Source organism: Stenotrophomonas sp. YJH_SMC_122, assembly GCF_059369535.1.
This window is the reverse complement of record NZ_JCAFST010000006.1, coordinates 152412-166700: the sequence shown is the minus strand read 5'-3', so window position 1 is coordinate 166700 and position 14289 is coordinate 152412. Positions and strand designations below refer to the sequence as shown.

The following is a 14289-nucleotide window of genomic DNA, read 5'->3' as shown; positions in this document are numbered from 1 at the left end:
CCGATCCGTAGCCGCGGTGGAATCAATCCCAGGCGGGTGCAATCCCTTCCGGGTTGGCCAGGCGATGGCCGCGGTCGAGCTTGGCGATCTGTGCCATGTCTTCGTCGGTCAGGCGGACCGCGGCCGCTTCCAGGTTGCTCGCCAGGTTCTCGCGCTTGGTCGAGGACGGAATCACCGAGAAACCCTGCTGCAGTGCCCAGGCCAGCGCGACCTGCGCCGGCGTGGCCTGGTGGCGGCCGGCGATGGCCTGGATCACCGGGTCCTTGATCACCTCGCCATAGGCCAGGCTCATGTAGGCGGTGATGTGGATGCCGTTGTCCTGCAGGAACTTCACCAGCAGGCGGTTCTGCAGGTACGGGTGGATCTCGATCTGGTTGGTGGCGATCGCATCAGCGCCAAGGATCTCGATCGCCTTGCGGGTCTGCGCGATGGTGAAGTTGGAGATGCCGATTTCCGTCGTCAGGCCCTGTGCCTTGGCCTCGGCCAGTGCGGTCAGGTACTCCTCCATCGGCACGTCGACCTTGTCGTTCGGCGATGGCCAGTGGATCAGTGCCAGGTCGACATGGTCGGTGCGCAGCTTTTCCAGGCTGGTACGCAGGCTGGCCAGCAGCGCTTCTCGCTTGAACGCGGTGATCCAGACCTTGGTGGTCAGGTAGATGTGATCGCGCGGCACGCCAGAATCGGTGATGGCCTGGCCGACTTCGGCTTCGTTGCCGTAGATCTGCGCGGTATCGATGGCGCGGTAGCCGACCTCCAGCGCGTTGCGCACGGAGTCGATCACGGTGCCGACTTCGGCTTCGTTGCCGTAGATCTGCGCGGTATCGATGGCGCGGTAGCCGACCTCCAGCGCGTTGCGCACGGAGTCGATCACGGTCTGGTCTTTCAGGCGGAAGGTGCCGAGACCGAAGGCGGGGACAGTCATGGGGAGCTCCAGCAGAGGGGGAGGGACGCGGGAATGTCCACGAAAGGGTAGGCCAGCGGCCGTGTGCATGCCGGCAACGGTGCATTGCATCGACGTGTACGACGGCAGGTGGTGGTGGGTGCGGACCGTTGGTCCGCACTGTTCATGCCACCACCCATGCAGCGTTGGACGCTGCCGGCCAGTGGCCGGCACTCCTCCTGTCTGCGCTCCACGGTAGTGCCGGCCGCTGGCCGGCAACCGGATCAATCAAGCCGCGCGTGCCAGCCCGCCCTTCGCCGCCGCCGTGGCCGACAGGTCGAACACATCCACCGCATCGATCAACCGGTTCGCCTGCTGTTCCAGGCTGCGCGCCGCGGCGCTGGCTTCTTCCACCAGCGCGGCGTTCTGCTGGGTGGTGCCGTCCATCTGGATCACCGTCTGGCTGACCTGTTCGATGGCTGCGCTCTGCTCCTGCGACGCCGCAGAGATCTCGGCCATGATGTCGGTCACGCGCTGCACCGAGGCGACGATCTCGGCCATGGTGTCACCGGCCTCGCGCACGCGCTGCGCACCCTCACCGACCTGTTCCACCGACGCCTCGATCAGCGACTTGATCTCCTTTGCCGCCGCGGCAGAGCGCTGCGCCAGCGTGCGCACTTCGCTGGCGACCACCGCGAATCCGCGGCCCTGCTCACCGGCGCGTGCCGCTTCCACCGCGGCGTTCAACGCCAGGATGTTGGTCTGGAACGCGATGCCATCGATCACGCTGATGATCTCGGCGATCTGCCGCGACGACGCTTCGATCGCACCCATGGTCGCCACCACCTGCCCGACCACGCTGCCACCGTGTGAGGCGACACCCTGTGCACCGATCGCCAGCTGATTGGCCTGGCGCGCGTGCTCGGCATTCTGGCGCACGGTGGAGGTCAACTCTTCCATGGATGCCGCGGTCTCTTCCAGATTGGCGGCCTGCTGTTCGGTGCGGCGCGACAGGTCATTGTTGCCGGCGGCAATCTCTGCGGAAGCGGTATGGATGTTGCCGGAGGCATGCTTGATGTCGGTGACGATGGTTGCCAGCTGCGCGGCAGTGGTGTTGGCATCGCCGGCGATGCGCGCGAACACGCCCTGGAAATCACCGTGCATGCGCGCGCCGAGGCGGCCGCCGGCGATGGCACGCAGCATGCTGGAGACCTCGCCCAGGTTCAGCTCGGTAGTCTGCATCAGGCGGTTGAGGCCCTCGACCATCGCATGGAAATCATGCTCGAAGCGCGCACTGTCGCCGCGCTGGCTGAAGTCACCGGCGGCCGCCGCTTCGGCCAGGCGGCGGATTTCGCCGTTGATCGCACCGAGGTTGTGCTTGACCGCATCCAGCGCTTCGGTGATCACTGCCTTCTCGCCGGGCAGGCGTTCCATGTCCTGGCTGAGGTCGCCGACGGCGTAGCGGCCCATGATCGAGATCGCGCGCATCTTCACCCGGATGTGTGCGTCGACCAGCGTGTTGCAGTCGGCCACCATGGTGCCGAACGCGCCGGGGAAGGCAGCGGCGTCCATGCGATGGCTGATGGTGCCGGCCTCGTGCGCCTGGGCCATCGCGGCCTGCGCATCCAGCACGCCGCGCAGCGTGGACTGCAACGCTTGCATCGCCTGTGCGAGGCGTCCGATCTCGTCGCGGCTGCGCACCTGCACCACGTGCTGCAGGTCGCCGGCAGCCACTGCGCGTGCAGCGGCTTCCACCGCCAGTACCGGCTGCACCACGGCGCGCCGCAGCCACCAGGCCAGGCCGATCAGCAACAGCACGGCGGCCAGCACCGTCAGTGACGCGCACAGCAGCAGGGTCTGCCGCGCCTGCTGCGAACGTGCCGCCAGCGCCGCTTCGGCCACCTGCGTGGCATGCGCGCTCAATGCATCCAGAGCGGTCGCCACCGCGCGATCCTTGCCGCGCACCAGGTTGTCGCCGGCGGCCGGATCGTAGCCGGCCGCGGCAAATGCCTGCAGCGCCGCGTGATAGTCCTGCTGCAGCTGCGCGTGCAGGCCAACGAACGCCTGCGCCAGTTCACGCGTGCGCGCGTCCGGGCTGGTCACCAGGCCCTTGGCCAGCCGTTCGACCAGGCGGCCTTCGTTGTCGAAAGCGTCCAGGTGGCGCTGACGCAACGCGTCGTCGTGGCCACGCAGCAGCACGTTCTTCCATTCCTGCACCTGGCCGCGGAACTCACGCTGCAGGCGTTCGGCGTCGCGGCTGTGCGCGACTTCGGGTGGAACCTCGGTGGACAACTTGAACCAGGCGGAGGCCAGGCCAGCCAGCGCGCACAGCAGGACCACGGCCAAGCCAACAGAGACCGCGCCGAGCAGCTTGGACTGCAGGCGCGGAGCACGGACAGACGCATTCATCGGGAAGCACTCTCGGGAAGGGGCAATGCGGTATCGACCTGCCAAGCTCCCGCTGAAGTGCGACGAACATCACATTGGCGTTTCGTTTAGTGATGTGAAGGAAGTGTTTCATAGGACAAATGTGTCCATATGGAACGAATACGGACCCTGGACAGGGGATATAAATGTAACTAATATAGTTACATGAAATCCGCGAACCCGCTGTCTGACGCCCTGCACGTGATGGCGCACCTGGTCGGCCAGGATGGCCCGCGCACCTCCGAGCAGCTGGCGTCCTGCCTGCCGACCCATCCGGTGGTGATCCGCCGTCTGCTGGCGCAGCTGCACAAGGCCGGCCTGGTACGCAGCACCCGCGGCCATGGGGGGGGCAGCCAGCTGGCCCGTGCTGCCGCAGCCATCACCCTGCATGACGTCTACCTGGCGGTGGGCGCACCGTCGCTGGTACAGGTAGGCACCCGCGATTCCGGCGGTGGCTGCCCGATCCAGCAGCTGGTCAACAGCGCCCTGCTGGAGGGTGCACGCGAAGCACAGCGCCTGCTCGAACAGCGCCTGCGGGCGGCCACGCTGGACAAGCTCGGCGCCGACTTCGCCCGCCATCTCGCCCATCACCGTTCCCTGGAAGGTCACCATGAATCCTGATGTGCTCATCGTCGGCGGCAGCTATGCCGGCATTGCCGCCGGCCTGATCCTGGCCCGTGCCCGCCGCCCGGTCACCGTCATCGACGCCGGTTCACCACGCAACCGCTTCGCCAGCCATTCGCACGGGGTGCCGGGGCTGGATGGCATCAGCGGCGCCGAGCTGCTGAAGACCGCGCGCCAGCAGCTGCTGGATTACCCCAGCGTGCGCTGGGTGCATGCCGAGGCCGTGCAGGCCAACGCCAGCGCAGAGGGCGTGGAAGTACGTACCGCCGATGGCCAGGTGCTGGCCGCGCGCAAGCTGCTGCTGGCCAGCGGTATCGCCGACCAGCTGCCGGAACTGCCCGGGCTGGCCGAGCGTTGGGGCAGCACCGTGCTGCACTGCCCCTACTGCCATGGTTACGAAGTGGGTGGCGGCGCCATCGGCCTGCTTGGCGGCCATCCGATGTCCGCCGGCAAGGCGCCGCTGTTTGCCGACTGGGGCAATGTCACCTTCTTCAGCCAGGGCCTGCCGATCACCGATGAGGAACGGGCTGCCATGCAGCAGCGCGGCGTGCAGATCGAGACGTCGCCGGTGCTGGGCGTGCAGGGCGACCAGCCGACCTGGCTGGAAGTGGAGCTGGCCGATGGCCGCCGCATCGCCCAGCGGGCGCTGTTCGTGCCGGCCACCCAGGTGATGGCCACGCCGCTGGTGCAGCAGCTGGGCTGCACATTGGCCGAGAGCCCGCTGGGCGAGTTGATCGAGGTCGACATGATGAAGCAGACCTCGGTGCCGAACGTGTATGCCGCAGGCGATGCGACGACGGTCGGCAACATCACCCTGGCCATGGCCGAAGGCGTGCGCGCGGGCATCGGCGTGCACCACGCGCTGGTGGCCGAAGACAGCGTGCCGCGCTGAATGTGCCGGGGTCAGATCCCTTTCGCAGAAAGGGATCTGACCCCCGACGCGACGTGCTGCTCTGGTAGAGGCCGGCCTTGGCCGGCACCGCTCCGTTACCCCTTCACGCACAACACCTGGCGCAGGGTGTGCACCACGTCGACCAGGTCCAGCTGCGCGGCCATCACATCGTCGATCGACTTGTACGCGGCCGGTGACTCGTCCAGCACGCCGCTGTCCTTGCGGCATTCCACGTGCGCGGTGGCCTCGCGATGCTGGGCCAGCGTGATCTGCTGGCGCGCGGCGCCACGGCTCATCACCCGGCCGGCACCGTGGCTGCAGCTGTGGAAGCTGTCCGCGTTGCCCTTGCCACGCACGATGTAGCTGCGCGTGCCCATGCTGCCGGGAATGATGCCCAGCTCACCCTCGCGGGCGCTGACGGCCCCCTTCCGGGTCACCAGCAGCTCCTGCCCGTGGTGCGTTTCCTTCTGTACGTAGTTGTGGTGGCAGTTCACCGCCATTGCCGCCAGCTGGAACTTCGGCAGCCGGTGGCGCATCTCGGCCAGCACGCGCGACATCATCGCCTCGCGGTTCTGCCGGGCGTAGTCCTGCGCCCACGACACGGCTTCGACGTAGTCATCGAACAGCGGCTCGCCTTCCATGAAGAACGCCAGGTCCTTGTCCGGCAAGTGGAAGCCCAGCACACGCCGGGCCAGTTCCTCGCGCGCCTTCTCGATGAAGTAGGTACCGATCAGGTTGCCGGTGCCGCGCGACCCGCTGTGCAGCATCACCCACACCGTGTCGGTCTCGTCCAGGCACAGTTCGATGAAGTGGTTGCCGCCACCCAGCGTCCCCAGCTGGCGGTCGAGCTTGTCGGTGCGGATCCGGCGGTGCCTGTCCTTGATCTTCTCCAGGCCGGCGGCCAGCCCGGACTGCACCAGCCGGGTATGGATGCTGTCGGGCATGCGCTGATGTTCGCCGCCGCGCCCATTGCCGACCGGGATGCTGCGCTCGATGCTGTTGCGCAGCTGCCGGAGGTCGTCGGGCAGGTCATTGGCGCGCAGCGTGGTGCGCACCGCCGCCATGCCGCAGCCGATGTCGACGCCGACCGCGGCCGGGATGATCGCACCGCGGGTCGGGATCACCGAGCCCACGGTCGCGCCCTTGCCCAGGTGCACGTCCGGCATCACGGCCACCCACGGCCCGACGAACGGGATCGCCGCGATGTTGCGCAGCTGCTCATGCGCCTGCGCTTCCAGCGGCACACCGTTGACCCAGCCCTTGATCGGCGTGGTGCCCTCGGCATGCAGCCATTGATAGTTGTGTTGAGTGTCCATGTCTTCGTGTTTGTCCTTGATGGGCCGGCGGCGCGTCCCTGCACCGCCGCTACCCCCTACCTGATCGTCACCAGCTGCTTCAGCACGCCATCCAGGCCGCCGAACACGGTGAGCTTGTCGATCTTCTCGGTGACCTTCTCCAGTGCCTCCAGCTCCTTCAAGCGCATCAGCACCGGGTTGTCCTCGATCAGCTTTGCGGTGTTGAGCTGCGATCGCGTGGCGTTGGCCTCCTCGCGGCGACGGATCACGCTGGCCTGGGCCTGCTTCTCGGCCAGCACCACGCCGTTGAGGATCTCCTTCATCTCGCCCGGCAGGATCACGTCCTTGATGCCCACGCCAAGCAGACGTACACCGTGGCCCTCGATCGCGGCCTGCACATGGGCGGCGATCTCACCGTCCAGTGCTGCCTTGTCACCCAGCAGCTCGTCCAGGCTGCGCGCGGCAATCGCCTGGCGCAGGCCGAACTGCAGCTGCCGGTAGACGAACTCATCGGCATTGCTGAGCGTGCGGTGTGCACGCACCGGGTCGACCACCTGCACGGTCGCGGCCAGGTTCACCCGCAGGGTCACCTTGTCGCGGCTGAGCAGCTCCTGGCCGGATACGTCCAGCGACCGCGCGCGCAGCTCCACACGCTCCACCGACACGTTGCCGTTGAAGTTCCAGAACGCGTGCAGGCCGGCGTCCAGCGTCTGCCGTAGCGTGCCATCGATGAACAGCAGGCCCACCGACTCGCTCGGCACGCTGCTGATCACCGCCACACGCGGCAGCACGCCCAGCTGGCCCAGGCGCTGCTGCACGTCCGCCGGAATGCGCGGCTCGTCACCCAGCGCCATCACGCGCACCTGGGTGTCGACCGAACCGCGCCAGTACAGGCGACGGCTGCCCGGCGGCAGCACTTCATCGATGCGGCCATTGCGCAGCAACAGGCCGACCTCGCCGGCACCGACGTTGGCCAGCACGAAGTGCGTGTCCAGCTGTGCGCCCAGCGCTTCGATCAGGCTGTCCTGGTCGCTGCCGGTATAGGCCGCGCCCTTCGATGCAGTGTGGATGTCAACCTGCGGACGGCCGCCGAACGGCGATAGGCGGTGCACGCCCGGCAGCAGGATCTGCTGGAAACGACGGTTGCGATACACCAGGCCGCGCTCGCCGTCGCCGATCACGACCTTGATGGTCCAGAACATGGGAGTCTCTCCTTGTATGGCTCTGGTGGTTCGACCCGTTGCGGATGAACCGCCATGACCCGGGTCGATCAGGTCGTGGCGAGGTCGCCTGCACATCACGCGCAGCCGGCGGAAGAGGGCGGCCATCGGCGGACGGTCCGCGCGCGGAGCCTGCGGTGCGTCATCACCCTTGCGGCCATGCTGCCGGCAGACAGCACCGGAGCAGCGTGGGGCAGGTAGTGGTGACAGGCCGAGGCCCGGCGTGCGGTCCGTTGCCTTCCACGCCCCCGCCAGAAGGCAGTGACCGTGGACGGCGACGATGGCCGCTGGGGCTTGCGCCCCGGGTGTTGCTTCAAGTCATGACGTGAAAGGTCATGTGGTTGGAGTGGGAGTCGAACCCACGACAGACGGATTACGGATCCGTTGCTCTACCCTACTGAGCTATCCAGTGGTGAACCGCGCGGAATCGAACCGCGTGCCGGCGAACCGGCGCCTGCCTCCAGCAGGCGATCCAGGCGATGGCATGTCCGCGACCTCCGGCATACGCCACGGCAACGCCGCGCGCACCAGCCCGTGGTTGAAACGGGACCGTTGGAGAATCGAGGGTGCAGGCCACCGACATTATCGGCGAGCGATAATGTTTGAGTGCGATGCAGATAATGTCCAGGCGTTGCCATGCACGCGGAGAAAATCCTCCGGCGCAGCAGAAAAACCTGTGTCAGTGAGCGGCGGGTCGCCGCGCGGGGTGCAGTTCTGGCATCGCGGGTCCTTGTGCCGACGCAAACGAAAACGCCCCCGGGACTTGCGTTCCGAGGGCGTCGTCAGGCCTCGGAGATCGGGGTGGCCGATCTCCGCAGGGCGGGTATCAGGCCGTTGTCAGCTGGACTTCCTTGCCGAACGCGCGCGCCAGCCCGCCCATGCGCAGGCATGGCAGCAGTTTGGCGATGGCGACGGAATGCGCGTTCAAGGGAAGTTTCCAGTGGTTGTTGAAACGAGGTGCGCACGATAAACCACGATTTAGTCGCGCGCAACCATTTTGTTCAATTATTTTCTTCTTTACCGCGCGATGCCGGCCAGCGACCGGCACTACCTGACTGTGTCATGCCGGCCAGCGGCCGGCACTACCGGGTCTCAGGCTTCGGCGCTGGCGGCATCCAGCTGCGCGACATCCTGCACGCTCAGCGATACGCTCGCTGCGGCCAGCAGGTCGTGCAGCTGTTCGATGCTGGTGGCGCTGACGATCGGCGCGGTGACCGACGGCCGCGCGATCTGCCATGCCAGTGCGATCTGTGCAGCGCTTGCGCTGTGCTTGCTGGCCACGTCGTCCAGCGCCTGCAGGATGCGCAGGCCGCGCGGGTTCAGGTAGCGCTTCACCACGGTCTCGCCACGCGCCGGGCTCTTGGCTGCATCGGCCGGCGTGCGGTACTTGCCGCTGAGGAAGCCGCTGGCCAGCGCGTAGTAGCCGATCACGCCGATCTGCTCGCGCTGCACCAGCGGTTCCAGTTCCTTTTCGTAGCCGGCGCGGTCATACAGGTTGTACTCCGGCTGCAGGGTTTCGTAACGCGGCAACTTGTAGTCGGTGGACACCTTCAGCGCATCGGCCAGGCGCGTGGCGCTGTAGTTGGAGGCACCGATCGCTCGTACCTTGCCGGCCTCGATCAGGCGGCCGAATGCGGCCAGGGTCGCTTCCAGCGGCGTCGCCTCGTCATCCTCGTGGGCCTGGTACAGATCGATCACGTCGGTCTGCAGCCGGCGCAGCGAATCCTCGACCGCTGCATTGATGTTGTCCGGGGTCAGGCCAGGGCGCTCGGCCCACTTGGCCACCTTGGTCGCCAGCACCACCTTGTCGCGCTTGCCGCTGCGGGCAAACCACTTGCCGATCAGTGTTTCCGATTCGCCGCCGGCATTGCCCGGCACCCAGGCCGAGTACACATCGGCGGTGTCGACCAGATTGAAACCGGCGTCAACGAAGGCATCGAGCAGGGCGAAGCTGGCCTTCTCATCGGCGCTCCAGCCGAACACGTTGCCACCGAAGGCGAGCGGACGTACATGCAGGCCGGAACGGCCCAGTTCGCGGGTTGCCGTCATGGGCACGGACTCCTTGGGGGAAGTGTTCCAGAATAGAACGCGATGTGTGACCGTGCTGCGGCGACGACCACAAAACAGTGTTCCGCGACGCGCACGCCGCTAACGTTTTGTGAACACCTGGGACACTGCGACTGCTAGTCTCGCCGCATCTTCCGCTGGAGTCGTCCCGATGATGCCTGCTTCGTCCCTGCGTGGTTGCCGCCTGCTGCTTGCTTCGGCCCTGCTTGCTGCTGTTCCTGCGTTCGCCGCACCGGCCACGGTGGCACCGGCGAAGATCCAGGTCTTGCCGGCCATCGATGCGGCGGTAAAGGCGACCACCCGCGATGCCAACAACGTCAAGCGCGATGGCTTCCGCCACCCGGCGCAGACGCTGTCGTTCTTCAAGGTGACGCCGGAAAAGACCGTCATCGAGATCACGCCCGGCAACGGCTGGTATTCGGAGATCCTGGCGCCGCTGCTGCATGACAAGGGCCACTATGTGGCTGCCGTGGTCGATCCGATGGCGGTGCCTGAGGGTCGCGGCCGTGACTACCAGCAGCGCAGCCGCGACAGCCTGGAAAAGAAGTACGCCGGTGCACCCGCGCAGTTCGGCAAGACTGCCGTGGTCGCCTACGATCCGGCCAAGCCGGTGTTCGGCCCGGCCAATTCAGCCGATGTGGTGCTGACCTTCCGCAACGTGCACAACTGGCGCAAGGCCGGCCAGGCGCAGGGCATGTTCCAGGGCTTCTTCAACGTGCTCAAGCCGGGCGGCGTGCTGGGCGTGGTCGAACATCGCGCCAAGGCCGATGTGGCCGATGACGATGACACCGGCTATGTCGGCCAGCAGCAGGTGATCGCGATGGCCGAGGCCGCCGGCTTCAAGCTGGACGCGCGCAGCGAGGTCAACGCCAACCCGCGCGACACCAAGGACCACCCCAACGGCGTGTGGACGCTGCCGCCGACCAACCAGCACGACAAGGCCGATGATGCGAAGTACCAGGCGATCGGCGAAAGCGACCGCATGACCCTGCGTTTCATCAAGCCGTAAGGGCACGTCGCATGCCGTGCGCGCGTTGACGTTGTGGAGCCGGGCCCTTGCTCGGCTGCACAGGGACGTGGTGCGTGGCGCGGCGTGGGACAATGGCGTACCCGCCGCCTGCCGTGCCCGCAATGCTGATCGCCTTCAACAAGCCCTTCAACGTGCTCTGCCAGTTCACCGACCGCAGCGTGCCGCCGCGGCCGACCCTGGCGGGATTCGGTCTGCCGCCGCGGGTGTATGCCGCCGGTCGGCTCGACCATGACAGTGAGGGCCTGCTGCTGCTGACCGACAATGGCACGCTGGCGCACAAGCTGACCGACCCCAGGCACAAGGCCGACAAGACCTACTGGGTGCAGGTGGAAGGCACGCCCGGTGACGAGCAGTTGCAGCGGCTGCGCGACGGCGTCGAGCTGAACGACGGTCCGACCCTGCCGGCGAAGATCGAACGCCTCGATCCGGCGCCGGCGTTGTGGTTGCGCGATCCTCCGGTACGATTCCGCAAGACCGTGCCCGACAGTTGGCTGGCGATCACGATCCGCGAGGGCCGCAACCGCCAGGTGCGGCGGATGACCGCGGCGGTGAACCTGCCGACGCTGCGGCTGGTCCGCGTGTCGATGGGCCCCTACCGGCTGGACGACCTGCAGCCGGGGCAGTGGCGGCAGATCGGCTGAAACAGAAAAGGCCGGATACCCTACGGTATCCGGCCCTCATAGCGGGCTGATGGGCTCAGATCCTGCGGAAGGGAGCCGACCCCGGCAGACTCAGGCGTCGCTGCCGATATCGCTGTGCTCGTCCACCACGGTGTCGTTGCGGCGGTCACGCGCATTGATGCGCTGTGCCTGGCCATTCACCACGTGGCCGTTGGCGGCCTTTTTCTTCTGCTGCTTGCGGTACAGCGCGTAGCCGAGCAGGCCGACACCGACGGCAGCGGCGGCAATGGTCACCGCCGGGTTGCGCCGGGCGAACTTGGTGGCCACCTTGCCACCGGTCTTGACGGCGCCCAGCGCCGCGCCGGTCTTGATCCAGTCACTGGCCTGCGGCCCGAGGTGGCGCAGGCTGCCACCGGCACTCTTCAGGCCGTCGCCGGCGCTGTGGGCCAGGTCCAGGGCGCGCTCCAGAGCGCGGTCGGTGATTACGGTCAGCTTGCTCATGCGGGGGTCCTTTGCCTCGGGTCGAAGTCCAGTGTCGCGCGTTGCCCGTAAACGGTATGTCAGTCAGGGACGCACGTGGTGTGACTCTATCGCAGCCATTCAGGATCAGGCAGGGTCGCAAACCGGTAGTGCCGGCCGCTGGCCGGCAATGCTCTCTGCCTGGTGCCAGGGGGCTGCCGGCCAACGGCGGGCACTACCCGTCAGGTTCCACGCGGCTTGGCACGGTGCGTGGCTGTGGCGGTCCACGGATCGTCCGGCCACGGATGGCGCGGGTAACGGCCCTTCATTTCCTTCTTCACTTCGGCGTAGGTGTTTTCCCAGAAGTTGCGCAGGTCCTGGGTGACCTGCAGCGGACGGCCGCCGGGGGAGAGCAGGTGCAGGGTCAGCGGCACGCGGCCATCGGCGATGCGCGGCGTGTCGGCCAGGCCGAACAGTTCCTGCAGCTTCACCGCCAGCACTGGCGGCAGCGGGTCGCCAGTCTCGCTGTCCAGCGCATAGGTGATCGGCCGCTCCAGCCCGGACGGCACAGTGATGCGGGTCGGTGCATGACGCTCGACCAGCTGCCGTTGTGACCACTCCAAGGGCGACTTCAACGCTTCGCCGAAGCTGGATTCATCCAGCGCATCCAGTCGCGTCCTGCCGGCGAACGCGGGCTGCAGCCACTGTGCACGGTTGGCCAGCAGGGCCGCATCGCTGCAGTCGGGTAGATCCAGTTCCGGCATCCAGCGTCGAAGCGATTCGACACGGGCCTGCCACTGGCGCAGGCCTTCGGTCCACGGCAAGGCCTGCAGGCCGAGTTCGGCTACCGCATCGGTCAGCGCCTGCGCGGCATGCTGCGGATCGACCCGCCCGGCCGAGCGGCTGTCGAGCACGATGCGGTCGAAACGGGTCTCGCGCAGCGCCACCAGGGCGCGGCGTTCGCTGTCCCAACGCACTACGTCTTCGGTGACGAAGCGCTCCGGCCACGCCTTGCGCAGAGCACTTTCATCCACCGGTGCGGCACGTAGCAACAACGCATCGCGCGCTTCGAAGCGCAGTTCGCTGGCCACCAGCCAGGGCTCGCCGCGCAGGTCGCTCAGTTCGTGCAGGCGCGCGCTGCGGCCATTGGCCAGCAGGTAGCGCAGGGGATCGCTGGGATGCTGGAAACCGATCCGGTCGGGGAAAGCGTGTGCGAGCAGGTCACCGAGTTCGTGCGCCTCGATGCTGGACGGCGGCGCGGTCTCGCAGCGCAGGCGTCGTCGCCACTGCTTGGCGGCAGTATCGATGGCGGCCAGCCCGCTGCGATTGGCGTCCACCGGCGCGCGGCCGTTACGGAACGCGGCCAGTGCGCGCCAGCGGGCCGCCAGCGCGTCGCCGCCCTGGCGCAGCGGATCGCGCGCTTCCAACAGCGCGGCCAGATCGGCGGCAAGCGCCTGCGCGCGTGCATCGGGCGCTGCCAGCAGCATCGCCGCCATCCGTGGATGCGTGCCCAGCGCCAGTACGCGGCGGCCGAGTGCGGTGATCGCGCCACTGCTGGACAGCGCGCCCAGCCGCTGCAGCAGTTCGCGCGCGGCGCCCATCGGGCCGGCAGGTGGCGGATCGAGGAAGCGCAGGTCGCTGCTGCCCCAGGCTGCCAGTTCCAGTGCCAGTCCGGCCAGTTCCACCTGGTCGATCTCGGCGCGGCGCTGCGGTTCCAGCCTCTGCGACTGTGGCCACAGCCGCCAGGCCATGCCCTCGGCGACGCGGCCGGCGCGGCCGGCGCGCTGGTCGGCCGATGCCTGCGCGATGGCCACCACATCCAGCCGGGTGAAACCACTGTTGGGGTCGTAGCGCGGTTCGCGTGCCTGGCCGCTGTCGATCACCACGCGCACGCCGGGCAACGTCACCGACGACTCGGCGACGTTGGTGGCCAGCACCACGCGACGGCGTCCATCGCTGGCCACCTGAAGTACACGCGCCTGTTGTTCCACCGGCAGCTCACCGTGCAGGGCCAGGACCTCGACATCGCCATTGAGCGATTCCTGCAGGCCAGCCTGCACCCGCGCGATCTCGCGCTGGCCGGGCAGGAACACCAGCAGGTCACCGGGGTGCTCGACCAGGGCCTGCTGCACCGCGCGGCGCACCTGCAGCTCGAGTGCTTCATCGCGGCGCGCCGGGAAGTGGCTGATCGCCACCGGGTAACTGCGGCCCTCGCTGCTCAGCCGCGGTGCATCGAGGAAGCGCGCCAGCCGCTCCCCGTCCAGCGTGGCCGACATCACCACCAGGCGCAGGTCATCGCGCAGCTGTGCCTGCACGTCCAGTGCCAGCGCCAACCCGAGGTCGCCACTGAGATGGCGTTCGTGGAACTCGTCGAACAGGATTGCCCCGACCTCTTCCAGCATCGGGTCGTCCTGCAGCATGCGGGTCAGGATGCCTTCGGTGACGACCTCGATGCGCGTGCGCGCCGAAACCTTGTTTTCGAAGCGGATGCGGTAGCCGACCGTGCCACCGACCTCCTCGCCCAGCTGCCGCGCCATGAACAGCGCGGCGCTGCGGGCGGCGACCCGGCGTGGTTCCAGCAGGATGATCTTGCGGCGCTGCAGCCACGGTGCGTCGAGCAGTGCCAGTGGCACCTGGGTGGTCTTGCCGGCACCGGGCGGGGCCTCCAGCACCAGTCGCGACTGTGTGGCCAGGTGTTGCTGGATCTGCGGCAGCAGCGGGGAAATCGGGAAGAGCGGGGCGGTCATGTGCAAAGGATAAGGGGGCACGGCGGGC

The 14289-nt window shown here is 67.6% G+C and carries 11 protein-coding genes and 1 tRNA gene; 4 read left to right on the top strand and 8 right to left on the bottom strand.

Annotated features, from left to right (window positions below):
* Positions 1-22: 22 nt before the first annotated feature.
* Together dkgB and AC5P66_RS10450 are read right to left on the bottom strand one after the other, a co-directional pair.
* A complete protein-coding gene (gene dkgB, locus AC5P66_RS10455) occupies positions 23-922 on the bottom strand; it encodes a 2,5-didehydrogluconate reductase DkgB (protein WP_495216288.1) in 900 nt (299 codons plus the stop codon).
* Between the two features lie 246 nt (positions 923-1168).
* Entirely contained in the window at positions 1169-3289 is a 2121-nt protein-coding gene (locus AC5P66_RS10450; protein WP_495216287.1) for a methyl-accepting chemotaxis protein, read from the bottom strand.
* A 183-nt stretch (positions 3290-3472) separates the two neighbouring features.
* Between AC5P66_RS10450 and AC5P66_RS10445 the strand changes: the two genes are divergently transcribed.
* On the top strand, positions 3473-3928 hold the full coding sequence (locus AC5P66_RS10445) for an Rrf2 family transcriptional regulator (RefSeq protein WP_049413211.1): 456 nt from the start codon (positions 3473-3475) through the stop codon (positions 3926-3928).
* The gene (locus AC5P66_RS10440) at positions 3918-4823 is read left to right on the top strand and encodes an NAD(P)/FAD-dependent oxidoreductase (protein WP_099485723.1); all 906 of its coding nucleotides are present in this window, start codon (positions 3918-3920) and stop codon (positions 4821-4823) included. Before AC5P66_RS10445 ends, AC5P66_RS10440 begins: the two co-directional genes overlap by 11 nt.
* A 95-nt stretch (positions 4824-4918) precedes the next feature.
* Here AC5P66_RS10440 and AC5P66_RS10435 read toward each other — a convergent pair whose 3' ends face one another.
* The 4 genes from AC5P66_RS10435 to AC5P66_RS10420 all read right to left on the bottom strand — a co-directional run bounded on the left by AC5P66_RS10435 (position 4919) and on the right by AC5P66_RS10420 (position 9387).
* Positions 4919-6139 carry an RtcB family protein gene (locus tag AC5P66_RS10435; RefSeq protein WP_049413214.1) on the bottom strand — a complete coding sequence of 407 codons (1221 nt, stop codon included), beginning with the start codon at positions 6137-6139 and terminating at the stop codon, positions 4919-4921.
* Positions 6140-6195: 56 nt separating this feature from the next.
* Positions 6196-7320: a slipin family protein gene (locus AC5P66_RS10430; protein ID WP_049413215.1), complete on the bottom strand. Its 1125-nt coding sequence runs from the start codon at positions 7318-7320 to the stop codon at positions 6196-6198.
* Positions 7321-7676: 356 nt separating this feature from the next.
* Positions 7677-7747, bottom strand: a tRNA-Thr gene (locus tag AC5P66_RS10425).
* A 683-nt stretch (positions 7748-8430) separates the two neighbouring features.
* Entirely contained in the window at positions 8431-9387 is a 957-nt protein-coding gene (locus AC5P66_RS10420) for an aldo/keto reductase (RefSeq protein ID WP_099494937.1), read from the bottom strand.
* A 169-nt stretch (positions 9388-9556) separates the two neighbouring features.
* On the opposite strand from AC5P66_RS10420, the gene AC5P66_RS10415 reads away from it, so the two are divergent.
* Together AC5P66_RS10415 and AC5P66_RS10410 are read left to right on the top strand one after the other, a co-directional pair.
* The gene (locus tag AC5P66_RS10415; protein WP_099494938.1) at positions 9557-10414 is read left to right on the top strand and encodes a class I SAM-dependent methyltransferase; all 858 of its coding nucleotides are present in this window, start codon (positions 9557-9559) and stop codon (positions 10412-10414) included.
* 122 nt (positions 10415-10536) lie between these two features.
* Positions 10537-11076, top strand: coding sequence for a pseudouridine synthase (locus AC5P66_RS10410; RefSeq protein WP_049413220.1), 540 nt, complete (start codon positions 10537-10539; stop codon positions 11074-11076).
* 90 nt (positions 11077-11166) lie between these two features.
* Here the strand turns inward: AC5P66_RS10410 and AC5P66_RS10405 are convergent, their stop codons facing one another.
* Together AC5P66_RS10405 and hrpB are read right to left on the bottom strand one after the other, a co-directional pair.
* The gene (locus AC5P66_RS10405) at positions 11167-11556 is read right to left on the bottom strand and encodes a hypothetical protein (protein ID WP_019661686.1); all 390 of its coding nucleotides are present in this window, start codon (positions 11554-11556) and stop codon (positions 11167-11169) included.
* Positions 11557-11756: 200 nt separating this feature from the next.
* Positions 11757-14261, bottom strand: coding sequence for an ATP-dependent helicase HrpB (gene hrpB / locus AC5P66_RS10400; RefSeq protein ID WP_495216286.1), 2505 nt, complete (start codon positions 14259-14261; stop codon positions 11757-11759).
* Between the last annotated feature and the right edge of the window lie 28 nt (positions 14262-14289).